General features: G+C 73.0%; 9 protein-coding genes and 1 pseudogene. 8 read left to right on the top strand and 2 right to left on the bottom strand.

Going from position 1 to position 16,942, the window contains the following annotated elements:
• Nucleotides 1–181: 181 nt before the first annotated feature.
• Complete coding sequence (locus tag ACIHFE_RS33560; protein ID WP_400112742.1) at nt 182–1,360, top strand: acyl-CoA dehydrogenase family protein; 1,179 nt, start codon at nt 182–184, stop codon at nt 1,358–1,360.
• An 80-nt stretch (nt 1,361–1,440) separates the two neighbouring features.
• Nucleotides 1,441–2,019, top strand: a complete 579-nt coding sequence (locus tag ACIHFE_RS33565) for a hypothetical protein (protein WP_400112718.1) — start codon at nt 1,441–1,443, stop codon at nt 2,017–2,019.
• Between the two features lie 24 nt (nt 2,020–2,043).
• Here ACIHFE_RS33565 and ACIHFE_RS33570 read toward each other — a convergent pair whose 3' ends face one another.
• Nucleotides 2,044–3,138 carry an NADH:flavin oxidoreductase/NADH oxidase gene (locus ACIHFE_RS33570; protein WP_400112719.1) on the bottom strand — a complete coding sequence of 365 codons (1,095 nt, stop codon included), beginning with the start codon at nt 3,136–3,138 and terminating at the stop codon, nt 2,044–2,046.
• A 146-nt stretch (nt 3,139–3,284) separates the two neighbouring features.
• Between ACIHFE_RS33570 and ACIHFE_RS33575 the strand changes: the two genes are divergently transcribed.
• Nucleotides 3,285–3,629: an ArsR/SmtB family transcription factor gene (locus tag ACIHFE_RS33575; protein WP_400112721.1), complete on the top strand. Its 345-nt coding sequence runs from the start codon at nt 3,285–3,287 to the stop codon at nt 3,627–3,629.
• Nucleotides 3,630–3,654: 25 nt separating this feature from the next.
• On the opposite strand, the gene ACIHFE_RS33580 is transcribed toward ACIHFE_RS33575, so the two are convergent.
• Nucleotides 3,655–5,160, bottom strand: coding sequence for an AMP-binding protein (locus ACIHFE_RS33580; RefSeq protein ID WP_400112723.1), 1,506 nt, complete (start codon nt 5,158–5,160; stop codon nt 3,655–3,657).
• 227 nt (nt 5,161–5,387) lie between these two features.
• Between ACIHFE_RS33580 and ACIHFE_RS33585 the strand changes: the two genes are divergently transcribed.
• The 5 genes and pseudogenes from ACIHFE_RS33585 to ACIHFE_RS33605 all read left to right on the top strand — a co-directional run bounded on the left by ACIHFE_RS33585 (nt 5,388) and on the right by ACIHFE_RS33605 (nt 16,899).
• Entirely contained in the window at nt 5,388–6,425 is a 1,038-nt protein-coding gene (locus ACIHFE_RS33585; RefSeq protein WP_400112725.1) for a 4-aminobenzoate N-oxygenase, read from the top strand.
• A gap of 192 nt (nt 6,426–6,617) precedes the next feature.
• Nucleotides 6,618–7,682: a 3-deoxy-7-phosphoheptulonate synthase gene (aroF, locus tag ACIHFE_RS33590; protein WP_400112727.1), complete on the top strand. Its 1,065-nt coding sequence runs from the start codon at nt 6,618–6,620 to the stop codon at nt 7,680–7,682.
• Nucleotides 7,679–13,444, top strand: a pseudogene (locus tag ACIHFE_RS33595) (type I polyketide synthase); the annotation flags it as partial. The gene aroF and the pseudogene ACIHFE_RS33595, both read left to right, overlap by 4 nt.
• 46 nt (nt 13,445–13,490) lie before the next feature.
• Nucleotides 13,491–15,611, top strand: coding sequence for an aminodeoxychorismate synthase component I (gene pabB, locus ACIHFE_RS33600; RefSeq protein WP_400112729.1), 2,121 nt, complete (start codon nt 13,491–13,493; stop codon nt 15,609–15,611).
• Between the two features lie 55 nt (nt 15,612–15,666).
• A complete protein-coding gene (locus ACIHFE_RS33605) occupies nt 15,667–16,899 on the top strand; it encodes a cytochrome P450 (RefSeq protein WP_400112731.1) in 1,233 nt (410 codons plus the stop codon).
• Nucleotides 16,900–16,942: the final 43 nt, after the last annotated feature.

Consider the following 16,942-nt stretch of genomic DNA (forward strand, 5'->3'; position numbering starts at 1 on the left):
CGACACCCTCCCCGTACGACAACGTCGGCCTTCAAGACCACAACCAGGTCTTGAAGGCCGACGTCACGCCGGAGCCGGATTAACCAACAGCGTCCGGCGGAACGCACCCGGCCCTTCCGTATTCCTGTAACGCGTTCTACCGTGTGCGCCGTTGTCGCCGGGACGAACCCTGGAGGGCCAAGTGCACCTCGACCACACCCCCGAGCAACAGCGGCTGCGCACCGAGCTGCGGGCGTACTTCGCCGGCCTGGTGCCCGACAACGCCTATGCCCGGCACACCGACCCCGCCGAGCAGAAGCGCTTCTACCGCCGCACCATCCGCCGCATGGGCGCGGACGGCCGGCTGGGCATGGGCTGGCCCCGGGAGTACGGGGGCGGCGGGTTGACCCCGATGGAACAGTTCATCTTCTTCGACGAGGCCGCCCAGGCCGGGGTGCCGCTGCCGCTGATGGCGCTGAACACGGTCGGCCCCACCCTGATGCGCTTCGGCACCGAGGAACAGAAGGCGTACTTCCTGCCCAGGATCCTCAGCGGGGAGATCGATGTCGCCATCGGCTACAGCGAGCCGGGCGCGGGCACCGACCTGGCCTCGCTGACCACCCGCGCGGAACGCCAGGGCGACCACTACCTGGTCAACGGGCAGAAGATCTGGACCACCAACGGGGACACCGCCGACTGGATCTGGCTGGCCGTGCGCACCGATCCCGCGGCGCCCCCGCACAGGGGCATCAGCATCCTGCTGGTGCCCACCACCGCCCCCGGCTACTCCTGCACCCCGATCCGCACCCTCGCCTCGCATGACACCACGGCCGGCTACTACCAGGACGTCCGGGTCCCGGTGACCCATCGGGTCGGCGCCGAGAACGAGGGCTGGCGGCTGATCACCACCCAGCTCAACCATGAACGGGTCACCCTGGCCGCGCATGGCGCCGGGGCGATCCGGGCGCTGCGCGAGGTACGGGCCTGGGCGGCGGCCACCAAGACCGCCGACGGCCGCCGGGTGATCGACCTGGGCTGGGTACGTGGCCTGCTGGCCCGTACCCATCTGCGGCTGGAGGCCATGAAGCTGCTCAACTGGCGCATGGTGGACGCCCTGCAGCGCGGCGCGCTCACCCCGCAGGACGCCTCGGCCGTCAAGGTCTACGGCTCCGAGGCCCGGCGCGACGCCTACGGCCGGCTGCTGGAGGTGCTGGCCGCGGCCGGCCCGCTGAAGGAGGGCTCGGCCGGGGCGGTGCTGCACGGTGAACTGGAGCGCGGCTACCGCAGCGCGGTGATCTTCACCTTCGGGGGCGGCAACAACGAGATCCAGCGGGAGATCGTCTCCTGGATCGGGCTGGGGATGCCCCGGGTGCGGCGCTGAGTTCGCGGGGCCGTCGGAGCGGGGACGTGCGACGCTGGTAGATACCCGGCACAGGTGCGACGCGGGTGAGGTGAGCCGTGATGGACACGCTGACCGGACGGTGGAGATGGCGTAGCAGTCCGCTCCTGCGGCCCTCGGACATCGCCGAGCGGTGGATCCGGGTGGCCACCGTGCTGCTGATGGCCGTGCTCGCGCCGGTCGCGGGCACCATGGCCGCCCATGGTGTCGAGACCGGGATGAGCCGCGAGGGACGCGACTGGCACCCCGCCACCGCGACCCTGGTGACGGACGCGGCCCCCGTGGTCGCCGACCGGACCCCCGGCGCGGAGACCGTGACCACCCAGGCCCCGGTGCGCTGGGACGCCCCCGGTCACACCACCCGCTCGGCGGTGGTCCAGGTACCCCAGGGCGCCAAGGCCGGCTCCACGGTCCGGGTCTGGGTCGATGCCCGCGGCCTGCCGCACCACCGGCCGCCCAGTGCCTCCCAGACGGACACCGAGGGCGGCGTGACCGGGGCCGGGGTGGCCGGCGGGATCTGCCTGCTGCTGCTCGGCGCCCGGCTGGTGACCGTCAGAGTGACCCTCGACCGGTGGCGGGACCGCGCCTGGGAGCGTGAGTGGTCCCAGGTGGAGCCGCTGTGGAGCCACCGCATCGCCTGATCCGCCGGCCCGCGCCGGACGCCGTCAGACGGCCCAGGCGTACTGGGGCGGTATGGTCGCCCGGTCGCCCAGTTCGGCGGCGGCGCGCCGCGCCCAGAAGGGGTCGCGCAGCAGCTCGCGGCCCAGCAGTACCGCGTCCGCCTGGCCATTGGCCACGATCTTCTCGGCCTGCCGGGCCTCGGTGATCAGGCCGACCGCGGCGGTCGGCAGGCCCGTCTCCTCTCTGACCCGCTGGGCGAAGGTCACCTGGTAGCCGGGGCCGACGGGGATGGCCGCCCGGGGAGCGTTGCCCCCGGTGGAGACGTCCAGCAGGTCCACCCCATGGGCGCGCAGCTCGCGGGCCAGGCGCACGGTGTCGTCAGCGGTCCAGCCCTGGCGTCCGTCCTCGGGGTTCTCGGTCAGCCAGTCGGTGGCCGAGAGACGGAAGAACACCGGCAGCTCCTCGGGCCACTCGGCGCGCACCGCGTCCACCACCTCCAGGGCGAGGCGGATACGGCCCTCGAAGGAACCGCCATAGGCGTCGGTCCGGTGGTTGCTGTGCGGAGAGAGGAACTCGTTGATCAGGTAGCCATGGGCGCCGTGCACCTCGATCACTTCAAAGCCCGCCGCCCGGGCCCGCCGCGCCGCGGCCGCGAACTGCCCTACCACGTCCTGGATTTGAGCCGTGCTCAGCTGGTGGGGGAGGGGGTGGCCGTCGTCGAAGGGCAGCGGGCTGGGCGCGAGGGTCTGCCAGCTCTCCGCGGGCGCCAGCGGCTGCCCGCCCTGCCAGGGCCGCTCGGTGGAGGCCTTGCGGCCGGCGTGGGCTATCTGGATGCCGGGCACGGTGCCCTGCTCCTTGAGGAACGCGGCGATACGGCCCAGGGCCGCGGCCTGGTCGTCGTTCCAGATCCCCAGGTCCCCCGGGCTGATCCGGCCCTCGGGGCTGACCGCGGTGGCCTCCAGGAGGATCAGGCCGGTGCCGCCGGTGGCCCGCGCGGCATAGTGCGCGAAGTGCCAGTCGGTGGCCACACCGGTGGCCGGGCCGGCGGTCCCCGCCGAGTACTGGCACATCGGCGCCATCCAGACGCGGTTGGGGATGGTCAGCGAGCGCAGGGTGTACGGCTCGAACAAGGTGCTCACGGCAGGCTCCGTTCGGAACGAGTTCCCGTTGGTTCGTCAGGCAGCGTACTACGACGATTGGCGAACTACGACAGCCTTCGTAGAATGAAGGGGATGTTCCGTACGTCACCCATCACTCACCGCCCATCGCGCACCGAGGAGCAGTCGTGAAGACGCAGCCGTCGACGCCGGGTCGGCCCCTGGAGCACCCCTCCCGTGGCGAGATCCGCCTGGAGGAGGTGCTGCACGCCCTCGCTGATCCGCAGCGGCTGAGGATCGTGCACACCCTGGCCGAGCCCCCCGCCGAGCGGTCCTGTTCCGACTTCGGCCTCCCGGTCAGCAAGTCCACCACCACCCACCACTTCCGGGTGCTGCGGGAGAGCGGAGTGATCAGCCAGGTGTACCGGGGGACCGCCAAGATGAGCTCACTGCGCCGGGACGATCTGGACGCACTCTTCCCGGGGCTGCTGGACAGCGTGCTGTCGGCTTGTGATCGTCACCTTCTCCCCTAGGGAGTCAGGGAGGCTGGGTGGAACCTCAGTGGATCCGCCGCTCCTGGCCCGCCCAGTAGGGCTCTCTGAGCACACTCTTGCGGACCTTGCCGTTGCTGGTGCGCGGCAGGGGCGAGTCCAGGAAGGCCACCGAGGTGGGCGCCTTGTAACGGGCCAAGTGTGCCTTGCAGTGGGCGATGACCTCCTCCTCGGAGACGGCGGCTCCGGCGGCCGGCACCACCAAGGCCTTGACGGTCTCGCCCCACCGTTCGTCCGGCACCCCGATGACGGCCACCTCCTCGATCGCCGGGTGGCTCAGCAGGCAGTCCTCCACCTCCAGTGAGGACACGCTCTCCCCGCCGGTGACGATGACGTCCTTGACCCGGTCGAACAGGGTCAGCCTCCCCTCCCCGTCAAAGGCGCCCACATCGCCGGTGTGGAACCAACCATCCTCCAGGGCCGAGGAGTTGGCCTGTTCGTCCCGCCAGTAGCCGTCCAGCACCATATTGGAGCGGGCCAGCACCTCGCCCTGCCGGCCGGTGCGCAGCCGCACCCCCAGGGCGGGGGCGCCCGCCCGGGTCAGCCCGCTCCGGGGGGTGCCGGGCAGCCGGCGGTTGAAGGTCAGCAGGGTGGTCTCGGTCAGGCCGTAGACCTGGAGGAACTCCCAGCCCAGTTCGTCCTCCAGCCGCTCCACCAGCTCCTCGCGCACCGGCGCCCCCGCGCAGACCACACGCATCCGCCCGCGCCCGGGGATCTCGCCCGGCCACCGCCGGGCCGCCTGAAGCACCGAGTCCCATACGGCGGGCGCGCCAAAGGCCAGGGTCACCCCGTGCTCCCGCACCCGGTGCAGGATCTCGGTGCCGTCGATCCGGCGCTGCACCACCTGCTTGGCGCCCAGCCCGGCGAGGAGGAAGGGCGCCCCCCAGCCATTGCAGTGGAAGGCGGGCAGCGTGTGCAGATACACGTCGCCCTCCCAGATCCGGGCGTGCACACCGAAGGTCATCGCGTTGAGCCAGATGGCACGGTGGGTCAGGGCGACGCCCTTGGGGCGGGCCGAGGTGCCGGAGGTGTAGTTGAGGGTGGCCACCGCGTTCTCGTCCGGCCGCGACCAGGGGCGGGGGGCGGTGTCAAAGCTCATCACCTGGGTCTCGGTCTGCTCGCCGAGCACAAACCGCTTGGGGCCGTCCAACGAGCCCAGTGCCGCCTCCACTTCGGGATCGGTGAACACCACCGAGGCATCGCACTGGCGCAGGATGTGGCCGATCTCCTCCGGGGTGAGCCGGTAGTTCACCGGTACACAGATCCGGCCGGCGGCCGGGACCGCGTACAGCAGTTCCAGCAGCCGGGCCGAGTTGGGGCTGACCACGGCGACCCGTTCGCCCTCACCTATCCCCAGCGCGTCCAGTCCGGCCTGCCAGGCCCGTATGCGCCGGAGCAACTCCCCGTAGGTGGTGGTGGCCAGCCCGCCCGGCTCGTCGACAATCGCCGTACGGTCGGCGGCGGTTGCCTCGGCGCGGTCGAGGAAGTCGGCCATGGTGAGCGGAACGAGCATGCTGAGCCCTCCGACTGGAGTACCGGGAGAGGGGGCGAACCGACCGGCGTGCCGCCGTGGCCCCGGCCCATCCTGTCACCCCCGATCGGCATCCAGAAGCCTCGTCCTCCCGCCGCCAAGTCGCGTCCAAGAAACCGCCAAGAGCGGCCAGCGACGATGCGACCGCACGTGCACGGGCCCATGGACGACGGGCCGGGACGAGGCGAGGGACGAGGTCGGGAGAGACGATGCGAGACACGGAGGCGGGCGGGGTGACCACCTGGGCCGCCCGGGGATGGGCCCAGGAGGACGGCACCGGCGCCGAGGAGACCGGCATCGGCGGCGCCACCCTGCGCCGGCTGGTGGACGCCTGGCCACGCCGGGCGGCGGTCACCTCCAGGGCCGAAATGGTGCAGGACCGGGCCGAGTTCGACCCCGCGGTGCCGGACTACCCCCTGGAGATCGTGCCCTTCGCCGAGCACCCCCGCTTCCTCGCGGCCGCCCCCGAGCAGCGGCAGCGAGTGCTGACGGGCCTGTGGATCGGTTACAACGAGCGCGTCATCGCCACCGAACAGCTCATCGCCGAGCCCGCCTTCGACCTGGTGATGCGCGGGGTGTTCCCGGGCAGCGACGACCTGCTGGTGCGACAGAGCGTCCAACAGGCCGTGGTCGACGAGGGGTTCCACACCTATATGCATATGCTGGCCATCGACCGGGCCCGCGAACTGCGCCAGGTACACAGCCGCCCCGCACAGCCCGAACTGGTCACCTACCGCCGGCTGCGCCGGACCCTGGCGGAGATGCCCGAGCGGTGGGAACGGGACGTCGCCGTGCTGGTCTGGGGAGCGGTGGCCGAGACCTGTATCAACGCCCTGCTGGCCCTGCTGGCCCGGGACACCACCATCCAGCCCATGCACTCCCTGATCACCACCCTGCACCTGAGGGATGAGACGGCACATGGCTCGGTGGTGGTCGAGGTGGTCCGGCAGCTGTATGCCCGGATGAACGACGCACAGCGCCGGACCGTGATCCGCTGCCTGCCGCCGGCCCTGGAGGCATTCGCCGAACAGGACCTGTCCACGCTGCACTTGGAGCTGGTCACCGCGGGCGTCGAGGGCGCGGACGAGATCGTGGACGACCTGCGGGCCACGTCCTCGGGGCGACGGCTGGTACGTGACTTCTCCGGCGCCCAGCGGATGCTCCAGCAACTGGGACTGACCCATGAGGTCGACTTCGACTTTCCCGAGCGGCCCGAGTGGTCGCCCGCGGCCGGAGCACTCCGATGAGCCGGAACACCGGATGAGCCGGAACACCAGATGAGCCGGAACGCCGGATGAGCCGGAACACCAGATGAGCCGGAACGCCGGATGAGCCAGCACACCCGATGAGCCGCAACACCCATTGAGAACGGCGGCCGTGGTGCCCGACGGGCCCAAGCCGACCTGACTCCAAGCCGATCAGCCGCAGAAAGGTGCCTGATGATCGTCGCCCGCTTCCGCCCCGATGTGCTGATCGATGAGCAGAGCCGGCTGGCCGCCGGCTGGCGGCACCGGGGGCACCGGTCGTTCCGCTGCCGGGTCGGCCACCGCACCCTGGTCACCTTCCCCGACCTCGCCGCGGCCTCGCCGGAGGGCGAGCGGTTCCTCACCGTGCTGCGCGCCACCCGGGCCGTCGAGTCGGTCGTCGACAGCGCCGAGTCACCGCCACTGGGCAGCCTGGCGGCCGTCGGCGAGCCCACCGCCGTCCAGGTGTCCGAGGACTGGACCGTGGGCGGTGGACGCTTCACCTGGATCGCCGGCCCCTGTGCCGTGGAGAGCCAGGCCCAACTGACGGCCGTGGCCGGGGAGGTACGCGCCCACGGCGCCCAGCTGCTGCGGGGCGGCGCCTTCAAACCCCGCACCTCGCCCTATGCCTTCCAGGGGCTGGGGCAGGAGGGGCTGCGGCTGCTGGCGGAGGCATCCGCCGCCACCGGGCTGCCGGTGGTCACCGAGGTCGTGGACTCGGCCCAGGTGGAGGCGGTGGCCGAAGTGGCCCAGGTGCTGCAGATCGGCGCCCGTAACGCACAGAACTTCGCCCTGCTGCGCGAGGTGGCGCTGACCGGCCGTCCGGTCCTGCTCAAGCGGGGCTTCGGCTGCACCGTCCAGGAGTGGCTGCACAGCGCCGAGTATCTGCTGGCGGCCGGCAACTCCCAGGTGCTGCTCTGCGAGCGCGGCGTGCGGACCTTTGAGAGCGCCACCCGGTTCACCCTGGACATCAGCGCGGTGTCCCTGGTGAAACGGCTCAGCCACCTGCCGGTGCTGGTCGACCCCAGCCATGCCTGCGGGCGCGCCGACCTGGTGGCCCCGCTGGCCGCGGCCGCCGCGGTGGCCGGAGCCGACGGGGTGATGGTCGACGTCCACCAGGACGCGCACGGCGCGCTGTGCGACGGCCAACAGGCCATCACCCCCGAGGAGTTCGGCGCACTGGTGACCCGGACCAGCCGGATCCTGCACAGCATCGACCCCACCGAGCCGGTCGCGGACCATGCGATGGCCGGCCGATGAAGGACACCGCGAAAGACGCCGGGAAAGACACCGAGAAGGACACCGAGATGGAGCTCAACCAGGCACGCGACCGGGCGCTGCGAGGGCGGCTGGCGGCCGCCACGGAGACCGAACGGCACCGTCTGCTGCTGGATCTGATCCGCACCGAGGCCGCCGCCCTGGACCCGTCCGGCCGGCCGCCGCTCGACCCCGGCCGGGCCTTCGGCGAGCAGGGCGTGCGCGGGCGGGCCGCCGGACGGCTGCGGGAGCGGCTGGGCGAGGCCACCGGCATCACCCTGCCCACCACCGTGGTCTTCGACTACCCCACGCCCCAGGCCCTGGCCGGGCACCTGAGCGCACTGCTGCTGGGCGGGCCGGGGGAGCGGGCGGCGGAACCGGCGGAACCGGCCGAGGAACCCATCGCCATCGTGGGCATGGGCTGCCGGCTGCCCGGAGATGTCCGTTCCCCGGACGACCTGTGGCAACTGGTGCACACCGAGACGGACGCCATCTCCGAGTTCCCCCGGGACCGCGGCTGGACGGTCGAACACCATCCGGACCCCGACCATGTGGGCACCACCGTCACCCGGCACGCCGGCTTCCTCTATGACGCCGCCGACTTCGACGCCGACTTCTTCGCCATCAGCCCCGGCGAGGCGGTGACCATCGACCCCCAGCACCGGCTGCTGCTGGAGACCACCTGGGAGACGGTCGAGGGAGCCAGGATCGACCCGGCCTCGCTGCGCGGCAGCCGCACCGGAGTGTTCGTCGGCCTGATGTACAGCGAGTACGGCGCCCGCATCCGGCAGGTGCCGCCCAGCGCCGAGGGCTACCGGGTGGTGGGCAGCATGCCCAGCGTGGCCTCCGGCCGCCTGGCCTACGCCTTCGGCTTCGAGGGCCCCGCCGTCACCGTGGACACCGCCTGCTCCTCCTCCCTGGTGGCCATGCACCTGGCCGCCCAGTCGCTGCGCAAGGGCGAGTGCACCCTGGCCGTGGCCGGCGGCGCCACCGTGATGGCCACCCCCTGGGGCTATATCGAGTTCAGCCGGCAGCGTGGACTCGCCCCGGACGGGCGGTGCCGGTCCTTCTCCGCGGACGCGGCCGGCAGCAGCTGGTCGGAGGGGGTGGGCGTGCTGCTGCTGGAGCGGCTGTCCGACGCGCGGCGCCACGGCCACCGGGTACTGGCCGTGCTCCGGGGCTCGGCGGTCAACCAGGACGGGGCCTCCAACGGCCTGACCGCGCCCAATGGACCGGCCCAGCAGCGGGTGATCCGGCAGGCCCTCCGGCACGCCGGACTGACCACGGCGGATGTGGACTGTGTGGACGCCCATGGCGCCGGGACCCGGCTGGGCGACCCCATCGAGGCCCAGGCCCTGCTGGCCACCTACGGCCAGGACCGGCCCGCCGGACGACCGCTGTGGCTGGGCTCGCTGAAGTCCAACATCGGCCACACCCAGGCCGCGGCCGGCGCGGCCGGCGTGATCAAGATGGTGATGGCGATGCGGCACCGGACGCTGCCGCGCAGCCTGCACATCACCGAGCCCACCCCGCATGTGGACTGGTCCTCCGGCGCGGTGGAGCTGCTCACCGAGGCCAGGCCCTGGCCGGCGGACGGCCGGCCGCGCCGGGCGGCGGTCTCCTCCTTCGGCGTGGGCGGCACCAACGCCCACATCATCCTGGAGCAGGCCCCGCCGGAACCCGACCGTCCGCGCGCGGTACCGGCGGCGGGCGAAGACGGCGACCACCGTGAGGACCGGCCGCTGCCCTGGCTGGTGTCCGGCCACGGTGCGGCCGGCCTGCGGGCCCAGGCCCGACGGCTGGCCGACCACCTGCGCACCAACCCCGGCATCCCGGACGCCGACCTGGCCCACTCGCTGGCCGGAACCCGGGCCCGGCTGGCCGACCGGGCCGTGGTGGTGGCCGCCGACCGCACCGAGGCCATCGCCGGCCTTACGGCCCTCGCCGAGGGCGAACAGGGGCCGCGGACGGCCCGGGCGGTGGCCGCGGCCCGCGACCGCCTGGTCTTTGTCTTCCCCGGCCAGGGACCCCAATGGCCGGGCATGGCCGCCGAGTTGATGCGCACCTCCCCGGTGTTCCGGAAGTCCATCGAGGACTGCGCCCAGAGCCTGGCCCCGCATATGGACTGGTCGCTGACCAAGGTGCTGCGCGGCGAGTCCGGCGCCCCCACCCTGGACCGTGTCGATGTGGTGCAGCCCGCCCTGTTCGCGGTGATGGTCTCGCTGGCCGCCCTGTGGCGGTCCTTCGGCGTGGAGCCGTCCGCGGTCGTCGGACACTCCCAGGGCGAGATCGCGGCGGCCCAGGTGGCGGGCGCCCTCACCCTGGACGACGCGGCCCGGGTGGTGGCCCTGCGCAGCCGGGCCCTGCGGGCGCTGTCCGGGCGGGGCGGCATGGTCTCCGTCGCCGCGCCCGCCGAGCGAGTGCTGCGCACCCTGGAGCCCTGGGGCGGCGCGGTGTCCGTCGCGGCGGTCAACGGACCGCGCTCGGTGGTCATTTCCGGCGATCCCGGGGCGCTTGAGCAGGCCATGGCCGCCTTCGAGGCCGAAGGGGTGCGCGCCCGGCGCATACCGGTGGACTACGCCTCGCACTCGCCCCAGGTGGAGGAGATACGCGCGACCATAGCGGCGGAGCTGTCCGGCATCCGGCCCCGCCCGGCCACCGTGCCGTTCTACTCCACGGTCGGCGGCGAACCCCTGGACACCACGGCCCTGGACGCCGGGTACTGGGTGCGGAACCTGCGGGACACCGTCCAGTTCGACCGCACCGTCCGCCGGCTGCTGGCCGACGGCCACCCCACCTTCCTGGAGATGAGCCCGCACCCCGTGCTCACCGTCGGCATCCAGGAGACCGCCGAAGAGGCCGGCGCCGATGACGTACTGACCGTGGAGTCCCTGCGGCGCAACGAGGGCGGCCCCGCCCGGCTGCTGGCCGCACTCGCCGAGGCCCATGTGCACGGCGTCGCCGTCGACTGGTCGCCGGCCTTCGCCCACGCCGATCCCCGTCCGGCGGACCTGCCCACCTATGCCTTCCAACGGCGCCGCTTCTGGCTGGAGGACGCCGCCGAACCCGCCGCGGATGTCACCGCGGCCGGCCTGGACGGCCTGGACCACCCCCTGCTGGGCGCCGCCGTCCCGCTGGCGGACGGCACCGGCACCACGCTCTTCACCGGAACGCTCTCCGCACGGACCCACCCCTGGCTGGCCGACCACGCCGTCGCCGACGTCCTGGTCGTCCCCGGCACCGCGCTGGTGGAAATGGCCCTCCAGGCCGGCGAGCGGACGGGCTGCACCCTGCTGGAGGAACTCGTCCTGGAGGCCCCGCTGATCCTGCCCGAACAGGGCGGTGTCCGGCTCCAGTTGAGCCTGGGCGGACCGGACGGGACCGGGCGGCGCGCCCTCGCCCTGTACTCCCGCCCCGGTGACGCCGGCGCCGACGAGCCCTGGACCCGGCACGCCGGCGGCACCCTGGCACCCGGCGGCCACCCGCCCCAGGACGAGCCGGGGCCCTGGCCGCCCATCGGCGCCCAGGAGATGGAACTCCAGGACTGCTACCGGCAGTTGGCCAAGACCGGACTGCACTACGGCGCCGCCTTCCAGGGCCTGCGGCGCTGCTGGCGCCTGGCCGACCAACTCCACCTGGAGGCCGAACTCCCCGAAGACGCCGGCCGGTCCGCCGGCTACGGCCTGCACCCTGCCCTGTTCGACGCCGCCCTGCACGCCGCGGCCCTGGCCCAACTGCCCGGCCCGGACGCCGTGGAGCCCGCCACCCGGCTGCCGTTCTCCTTCAGCGGTGTCCAGCTGCACACCACCGGCGCCACCCGGCTCAGGGCCACCCTGACCCTCACCGGACCACGGTCGCTCTCGCTCACCGCCACCGACCCCCAGGGCCGCCCGGTCGTCTCCATCGGCACCCTGGGCATGCGCCCGGTCACCGCCGAGGCCCTGCACCGGGCCGCCGCCTCGGCCGGCACCACGCTGCTCCGTCTGGAATGGCGGCCGGCCCGGCACGACCCGGCAGCCGGGCCCGCCCTGGAGCGCTGGGCCTGGATCGGCGCCGAGGCGCCGTCGGACGGCGTGCGTTACCCCGATCCGGCAGCCCTGTGCGCCGAGTTGGACGCCGGTGGTGCCGCCCCCGACATCATCGTGCTGGCCCAGCCGGCCATGGACGGCGACGCCGACCCGCTCACCGCCGCCCACCGGGCCGTGCACCGGACCCTGGCCGCCGTCCAGAGCTGGGCCACCGACGAACGGCTGGCCGGATCCCGCCTGGTGGTGCTCACCCGGGGCGCGGTTGCCGCCACCCCCGGCGCCCTGCCCGATCCCGCCCTGGCGGCGGTATGGGGCCTGGTGCGGTCGGCCCAGTCGGAATACCCGGACCGCATCACCCTGGTGGACACCGACGACGCCGACCGGTCCCGGTCCGCCCTGGCCGCCGCGGTGGCCGACGGCCGGGCCCAGCTCGCGGTGCGCGACGGCGCCCTGCTGGAACCCCGCCTCACCCGGGTGGCCGGCCCGGCCGCGTCCGGCGAAACGGCCTGGCGCACCGACGGCACGGTCCTGGTCACCGGTGGCCTGGGCACCCTGGGCCGGCTGGTGGTGCGGCACCTGGTGGCCGCACAGGGGATCCGGCGGCTGGTGATCCTGTCCCGGTCCGGCGAGCAGGGTCCCGAAGCAGCCGCGTTCCTCGGGGAGTTGCGCGCCCAGGGCGCCGAGATCCAGGTAACGCAGGCCGATGCCGCGGACCGCGACGCGCTGGAACGGACCCTGGCGGCCATCCCCGGGGAGCATCCGCTGACGGCCGTGGTCCACCTGGCCGGCGTGCTGGAGGACGGAGTGCTGACCTCTCAGACTCCCCAGCGCCTGGACCGGGTGCTGCGCCCCAAGGCGGACGCCGCCTGGCACCTGCACCGGCTGACGGCCGGCACCCGGGTCCCGCTGGTGGTCTTCTCCTCGGCGGCCGGCGTCCTGGGGACGGCCGGGCAGGCCGGTTACGCGGCGGCCAACGCCTTTGTGGACGCGCTGCTGGAACAGCGCCGGGGCGCCGGCCTGCCGGGAGTGTCCCTGGGCTGGGGGCTGTGGGCCACCCGGTCCGCCCTGACCGGCGGCCTCAACGAGACCGACACCCGGCGGATCGCCCGCTCCGGCATCCGGCCGCTCGCCGACGAACAGGGACTCGCCCTGTTCGACCTCGCCCTGGCCGGCGACCACCCGGTGGTCTATCCGCTGAGCCTGGACACCGCCGTACTCGGCGGCGCCGGCAGCGAGGACGTCCCGGCCCTGCTGCGCGGACTGGTGGCCCGTACCCCCGTCCGCCGCGCCACCCCCACCACCACCGAGGCCGAGCCCGGCGGTGACTCGCTGGCCGCCCGCCTGGCCGGGGTGCCGGAGGCCGAACGCGAGGACCTGCTGCTCGGCGTGGTCCGCACCCATGTGGCGGCCGTGCTGGGCTATGACGACCCGCGGACCGTGGGCGAGCGGCGCCCCTTCGCCGACATCGGATTCGACTCACTGCGCGCCCTGCAACTGCGCAACCGGCTCAACGGCGCCACCGGCCTGCGCCTGCCCGCCACCCTGGTCTTCGACCACCCCAACCCCGCCGCGCTCGGCCGGCACCTGCGCACCCTGCTCTTGCCGGACCCGGCCCCCGGCGCACCGGCCCGGCCGGACACCGCCGCGGGAGACCAGGTCATCGAACAGCTCCACTCGGCCTCCCTGGAGGAAGTCCTGGACTTCATCGACCACCAGCTCGGCGAGTCAGACGAGTAAGGGACAGCGGGTAAGGGCCGGCGAGTAAACGGATAAGGACGCCCCGATGAGCGTGCTGCTGATCGACAACTACGACTCCTACACCTACAACCTGTTCCAGCTGCTGGCCCAGGTGTACGGCAAGGAACCCACGGTGCTGGTCAATGACGACCCGTCCTGGCCGGACCTGGACCCGGCGCTGTTCGACGGCGTGGTGATCTCACCCGGCCCGGGCCGCCCCCAGCGCCCGGCCGACCTCGGCTGGTGCCGGCAGGTCCTGGAAGGCTGGCAGGAAGTCCCCATCCTCGGGGTGTGCCTGGGCCACCAGGCCATCGCCCACCACCACGGCGCGCGGGTGGAACGCGGAACGCCCCGGCACGGCCACCTCACCCGGGTCCGCCACAACGGCCAGGACCTCTTCGACGGCCTGCCACGGAACTTCACCGCGGTGCGCTACCACTCGCTGCGGGTCAGCGAACCCTTGCCGGAGGAGCTCCAGGCCACCGCCTGGGCCGAGGACGGCACCGTGATGGCCCTGCGGCACCGCCGACTGCCGCGCTGGGGACTGCAGTTCCACCCGGAGTCCATCGCCAGCGAATGGGGCGCCCAGCTGATCCGCAACTTCGCGGAACTCACCGGACGCCACTACGCCGCCGCGCCCCCGGAACCCGCCCGCTGGGCGCCGCGCGAGCACACCCCCGGCACCGGCCCCGAACTCCGGCCGGTGGTCGAGGTCATCGACCGCGCGGTGGACACCACGGCCCTGTTCACCACCCTGTTCGGCGACCGCGACCACGCCTTCTGGCTGGACAGCGGCACCGCGGCCACCGGCCGGGGCAGGTTCTCCTTCCTCGGCGACGACTCCGGCCCCTTCGCCGAAACCCTCACCTACCGCACCGGGGAACACACCGTGGCGGTCCGCGACCGGGCCGGCGAACACCGCGAGGACGGCACCGTGTTCGAGGTGCTTCAGGAGCGGCTGCGCGGCCGCCGGCTCACCTCCCCGGAGCTGCCCTTCGACCTCAACGGCGGCTATGTCGGCTACTTCGGCTATGAGCTCAAGGCCGAATGCGGCAGCCCCAATGTCCACCGGGCCCAAACCCCGGACGCGGTATGGATGTTCGCCGACCGCCTGGTGGTGGTGGACCACCAGGAGGCCCGGACCTATGTGCTGGCCCTGAGCACCACCGGAGCAGCCGAGACCGAACAGGCCCGCGCCTGGGTGGCGGAGACCGCCCGGCGCGCCCGCGCCCTGCCCGGCCCCGCCCCGGCCCGCCCGCCCGCCCAGGCCGCCCAGGCGCTTGCCCGGCAGGAGACCCTGGACCGGGCCCGCGCCGAGTACGGCCGGGACATCGAGGACTGCCTGGAGGAACTGCGCAACGGCGAGAGCTATGAGATCTGCCTGACCAACCGAATACGCCTGCCCGCCCTGCACGACCCGCTCGCCTTCCACCTGCTGCTGCGCGAGCTCAACCCCGCGCCCTACGCCGCCTTTCTGCGCCTGGGCGAGACGGCCGTGGTGTGCTCCTCCCCGGAACGCTTTCTGCGCATCGACCAGGACGGCACCGTGGAGAGCAAACCCATCAAGGGCACCGCGCCCCGGGGCGAGGACCCGGCCACCGACCGGGCCCTGCGCGACTCCCTGACCGCCTCGGCCAAGACCCGGGCCGAGAACCTGATGATCGTCGACCTGCTCCGCAATGACCTCGGCCGGGTCTGCGAGGTGGGATCCGTCGAGGTGCCCGCCTATATGGTCACCGAGTCCTATGCCACCGTGCACCAGCTGGTCACCACCGTCCGGGGCCGGCTGCGCCGCGATGTGGACCCGGTCGCCTGTGTACGGGCCTGCTTTCCCGGCGGCTCCATGACCGGCGCCCCCAAGCTGCGGACCATGGCCATCATCGACCGCCTGGAGCAGGACGCCCGCGGCATCTACTCGGGCACCATCGGCTACTTCGGACTCTGCGGCGGCACCGACCTCAACATCGTCATCCGCACCGCGGTGACCACCCCCGCCGGCACCGTCATCGGCGCCGGCGGCGCCATCGTCCTGGACTCCGACCCGGACGACGAATTCGACGAAGTGGTCCTCAAGGGACGGGCGTTGCTGCGGGCCCACACCCTGCTGGCCACCGCCGGCGAATCCGCCGGTCCCAGTCGGGTCCAAGAAGGCGCCAAGTCCCACTGATCACAATGCGGTGCGGCAGCACGGCACACCGCACCCAGGAAGCGAAGGACCGCGAATGTCTACCGCCATACAGAGCCAGTCCCCTTGGCAGGACCTGCCGTTTCTGGACATCATCTCGCCCGGGTTCGCCTGGGACGCACCCGAGGTGGCCGAGGCCAGGGAGAAGTCCTGGATCGCCCAAACCCCCATGGGACTCCTGGTGCTGAGGTACGCCGAGGCCCACAGCCTCTCCCGGGACCCCCGGCTGGTCTCCGGCTTCCGCGATGTGGTGGACCTGGTCGGGCCGCCCAGCGGAATCGTCCGCGAGTTCATGCGCGACTTTATGCAGAGCCTGGAGGGCCCCGACCACCGCCGGCTGCGCGGGCTGGTCACCCATGCGTTCACCTCCCGCCGGATCACCGCGCTGCGCCCGTTCATCCGGGCCACCGCCGAGCAACTGGCCGACCGGCTGGCCGCCGCCGGCGACTGCGACTTCGTGGCCGCCTTCGCCGACCCGCTGCCCGCGGCCGTGGTGTGCGAACTGCTGGGCTTCCCACAGCAGGACCAGGACACCGTCGGCCACTGGTGCAAGGAGACCAACCTGGTGGCGGCGCTGGGCGACCTCAGCCTGGTTTCCCGGGTGGAAGAGGCGCTGTCCGGGATGTACGCCTACTTCGAGACCGTCTTCCCCAAGCTGCGCGCCAACCCCGGTGACGACCTGCTCTCCGACATCCTGCGCGCCCAGGAACGGGACGACGCCCTGGACGAGGAGGAACTGCGCACCCTGGTCGCCACCCTGCTGGTCGCCGGATTCCAGACCACCAGCCACCAACTCGGCCACGCCATGGTGGCGTTCGCCGCCCACCCCGAGCAGTGGACCCTGCTGAGGGAACAACCCGAGCTGGCCCCGCAGGCGGTGGAGGAGGTACTGCGCTGGGCCCCCACCACCACCGTGGTGGCCACCAAGTCCGCCGCCGAGGACTTCGAGATGAACGGCCTGCACATCCCGGCCGGCACCCCGGTGTGGCTGTGCGCGCACTCCGCGCAGCGCGACCCCAGGGTGTTCGCCGACGGTGACGCCTTTGACATCACCGTCAAACGCGAGGCCGGCACCCTGGCCTTCGGCGGCGGCGCCCACTTCTGCCTGGGCGCGGCACTGGCCCGGGTGGAGATCGCCGAAGCCCTGCAGGTGCTGACCGCCCGGCTGGACCCGCCGCGGATCACCGGTCCGATCAGCTGGCGCCCCGAGACCGGCGTCTCCGGCCCGGACATCCTGCCGCTGCGCTTCGGCGGCGCGGCCACCGCCTGACCCGCCGGCTCCCGACGGTGCACCGCTGAGGATCCCGACCTAG

The organism is Streptomyces sp. NPDC052396 (assembly GCF_044593195.1).
Lineage (GTDB): Bacteria > Actinomycetota > Actinomycetes > Streptomycetales > Streptomycetaceae > Streptomyces.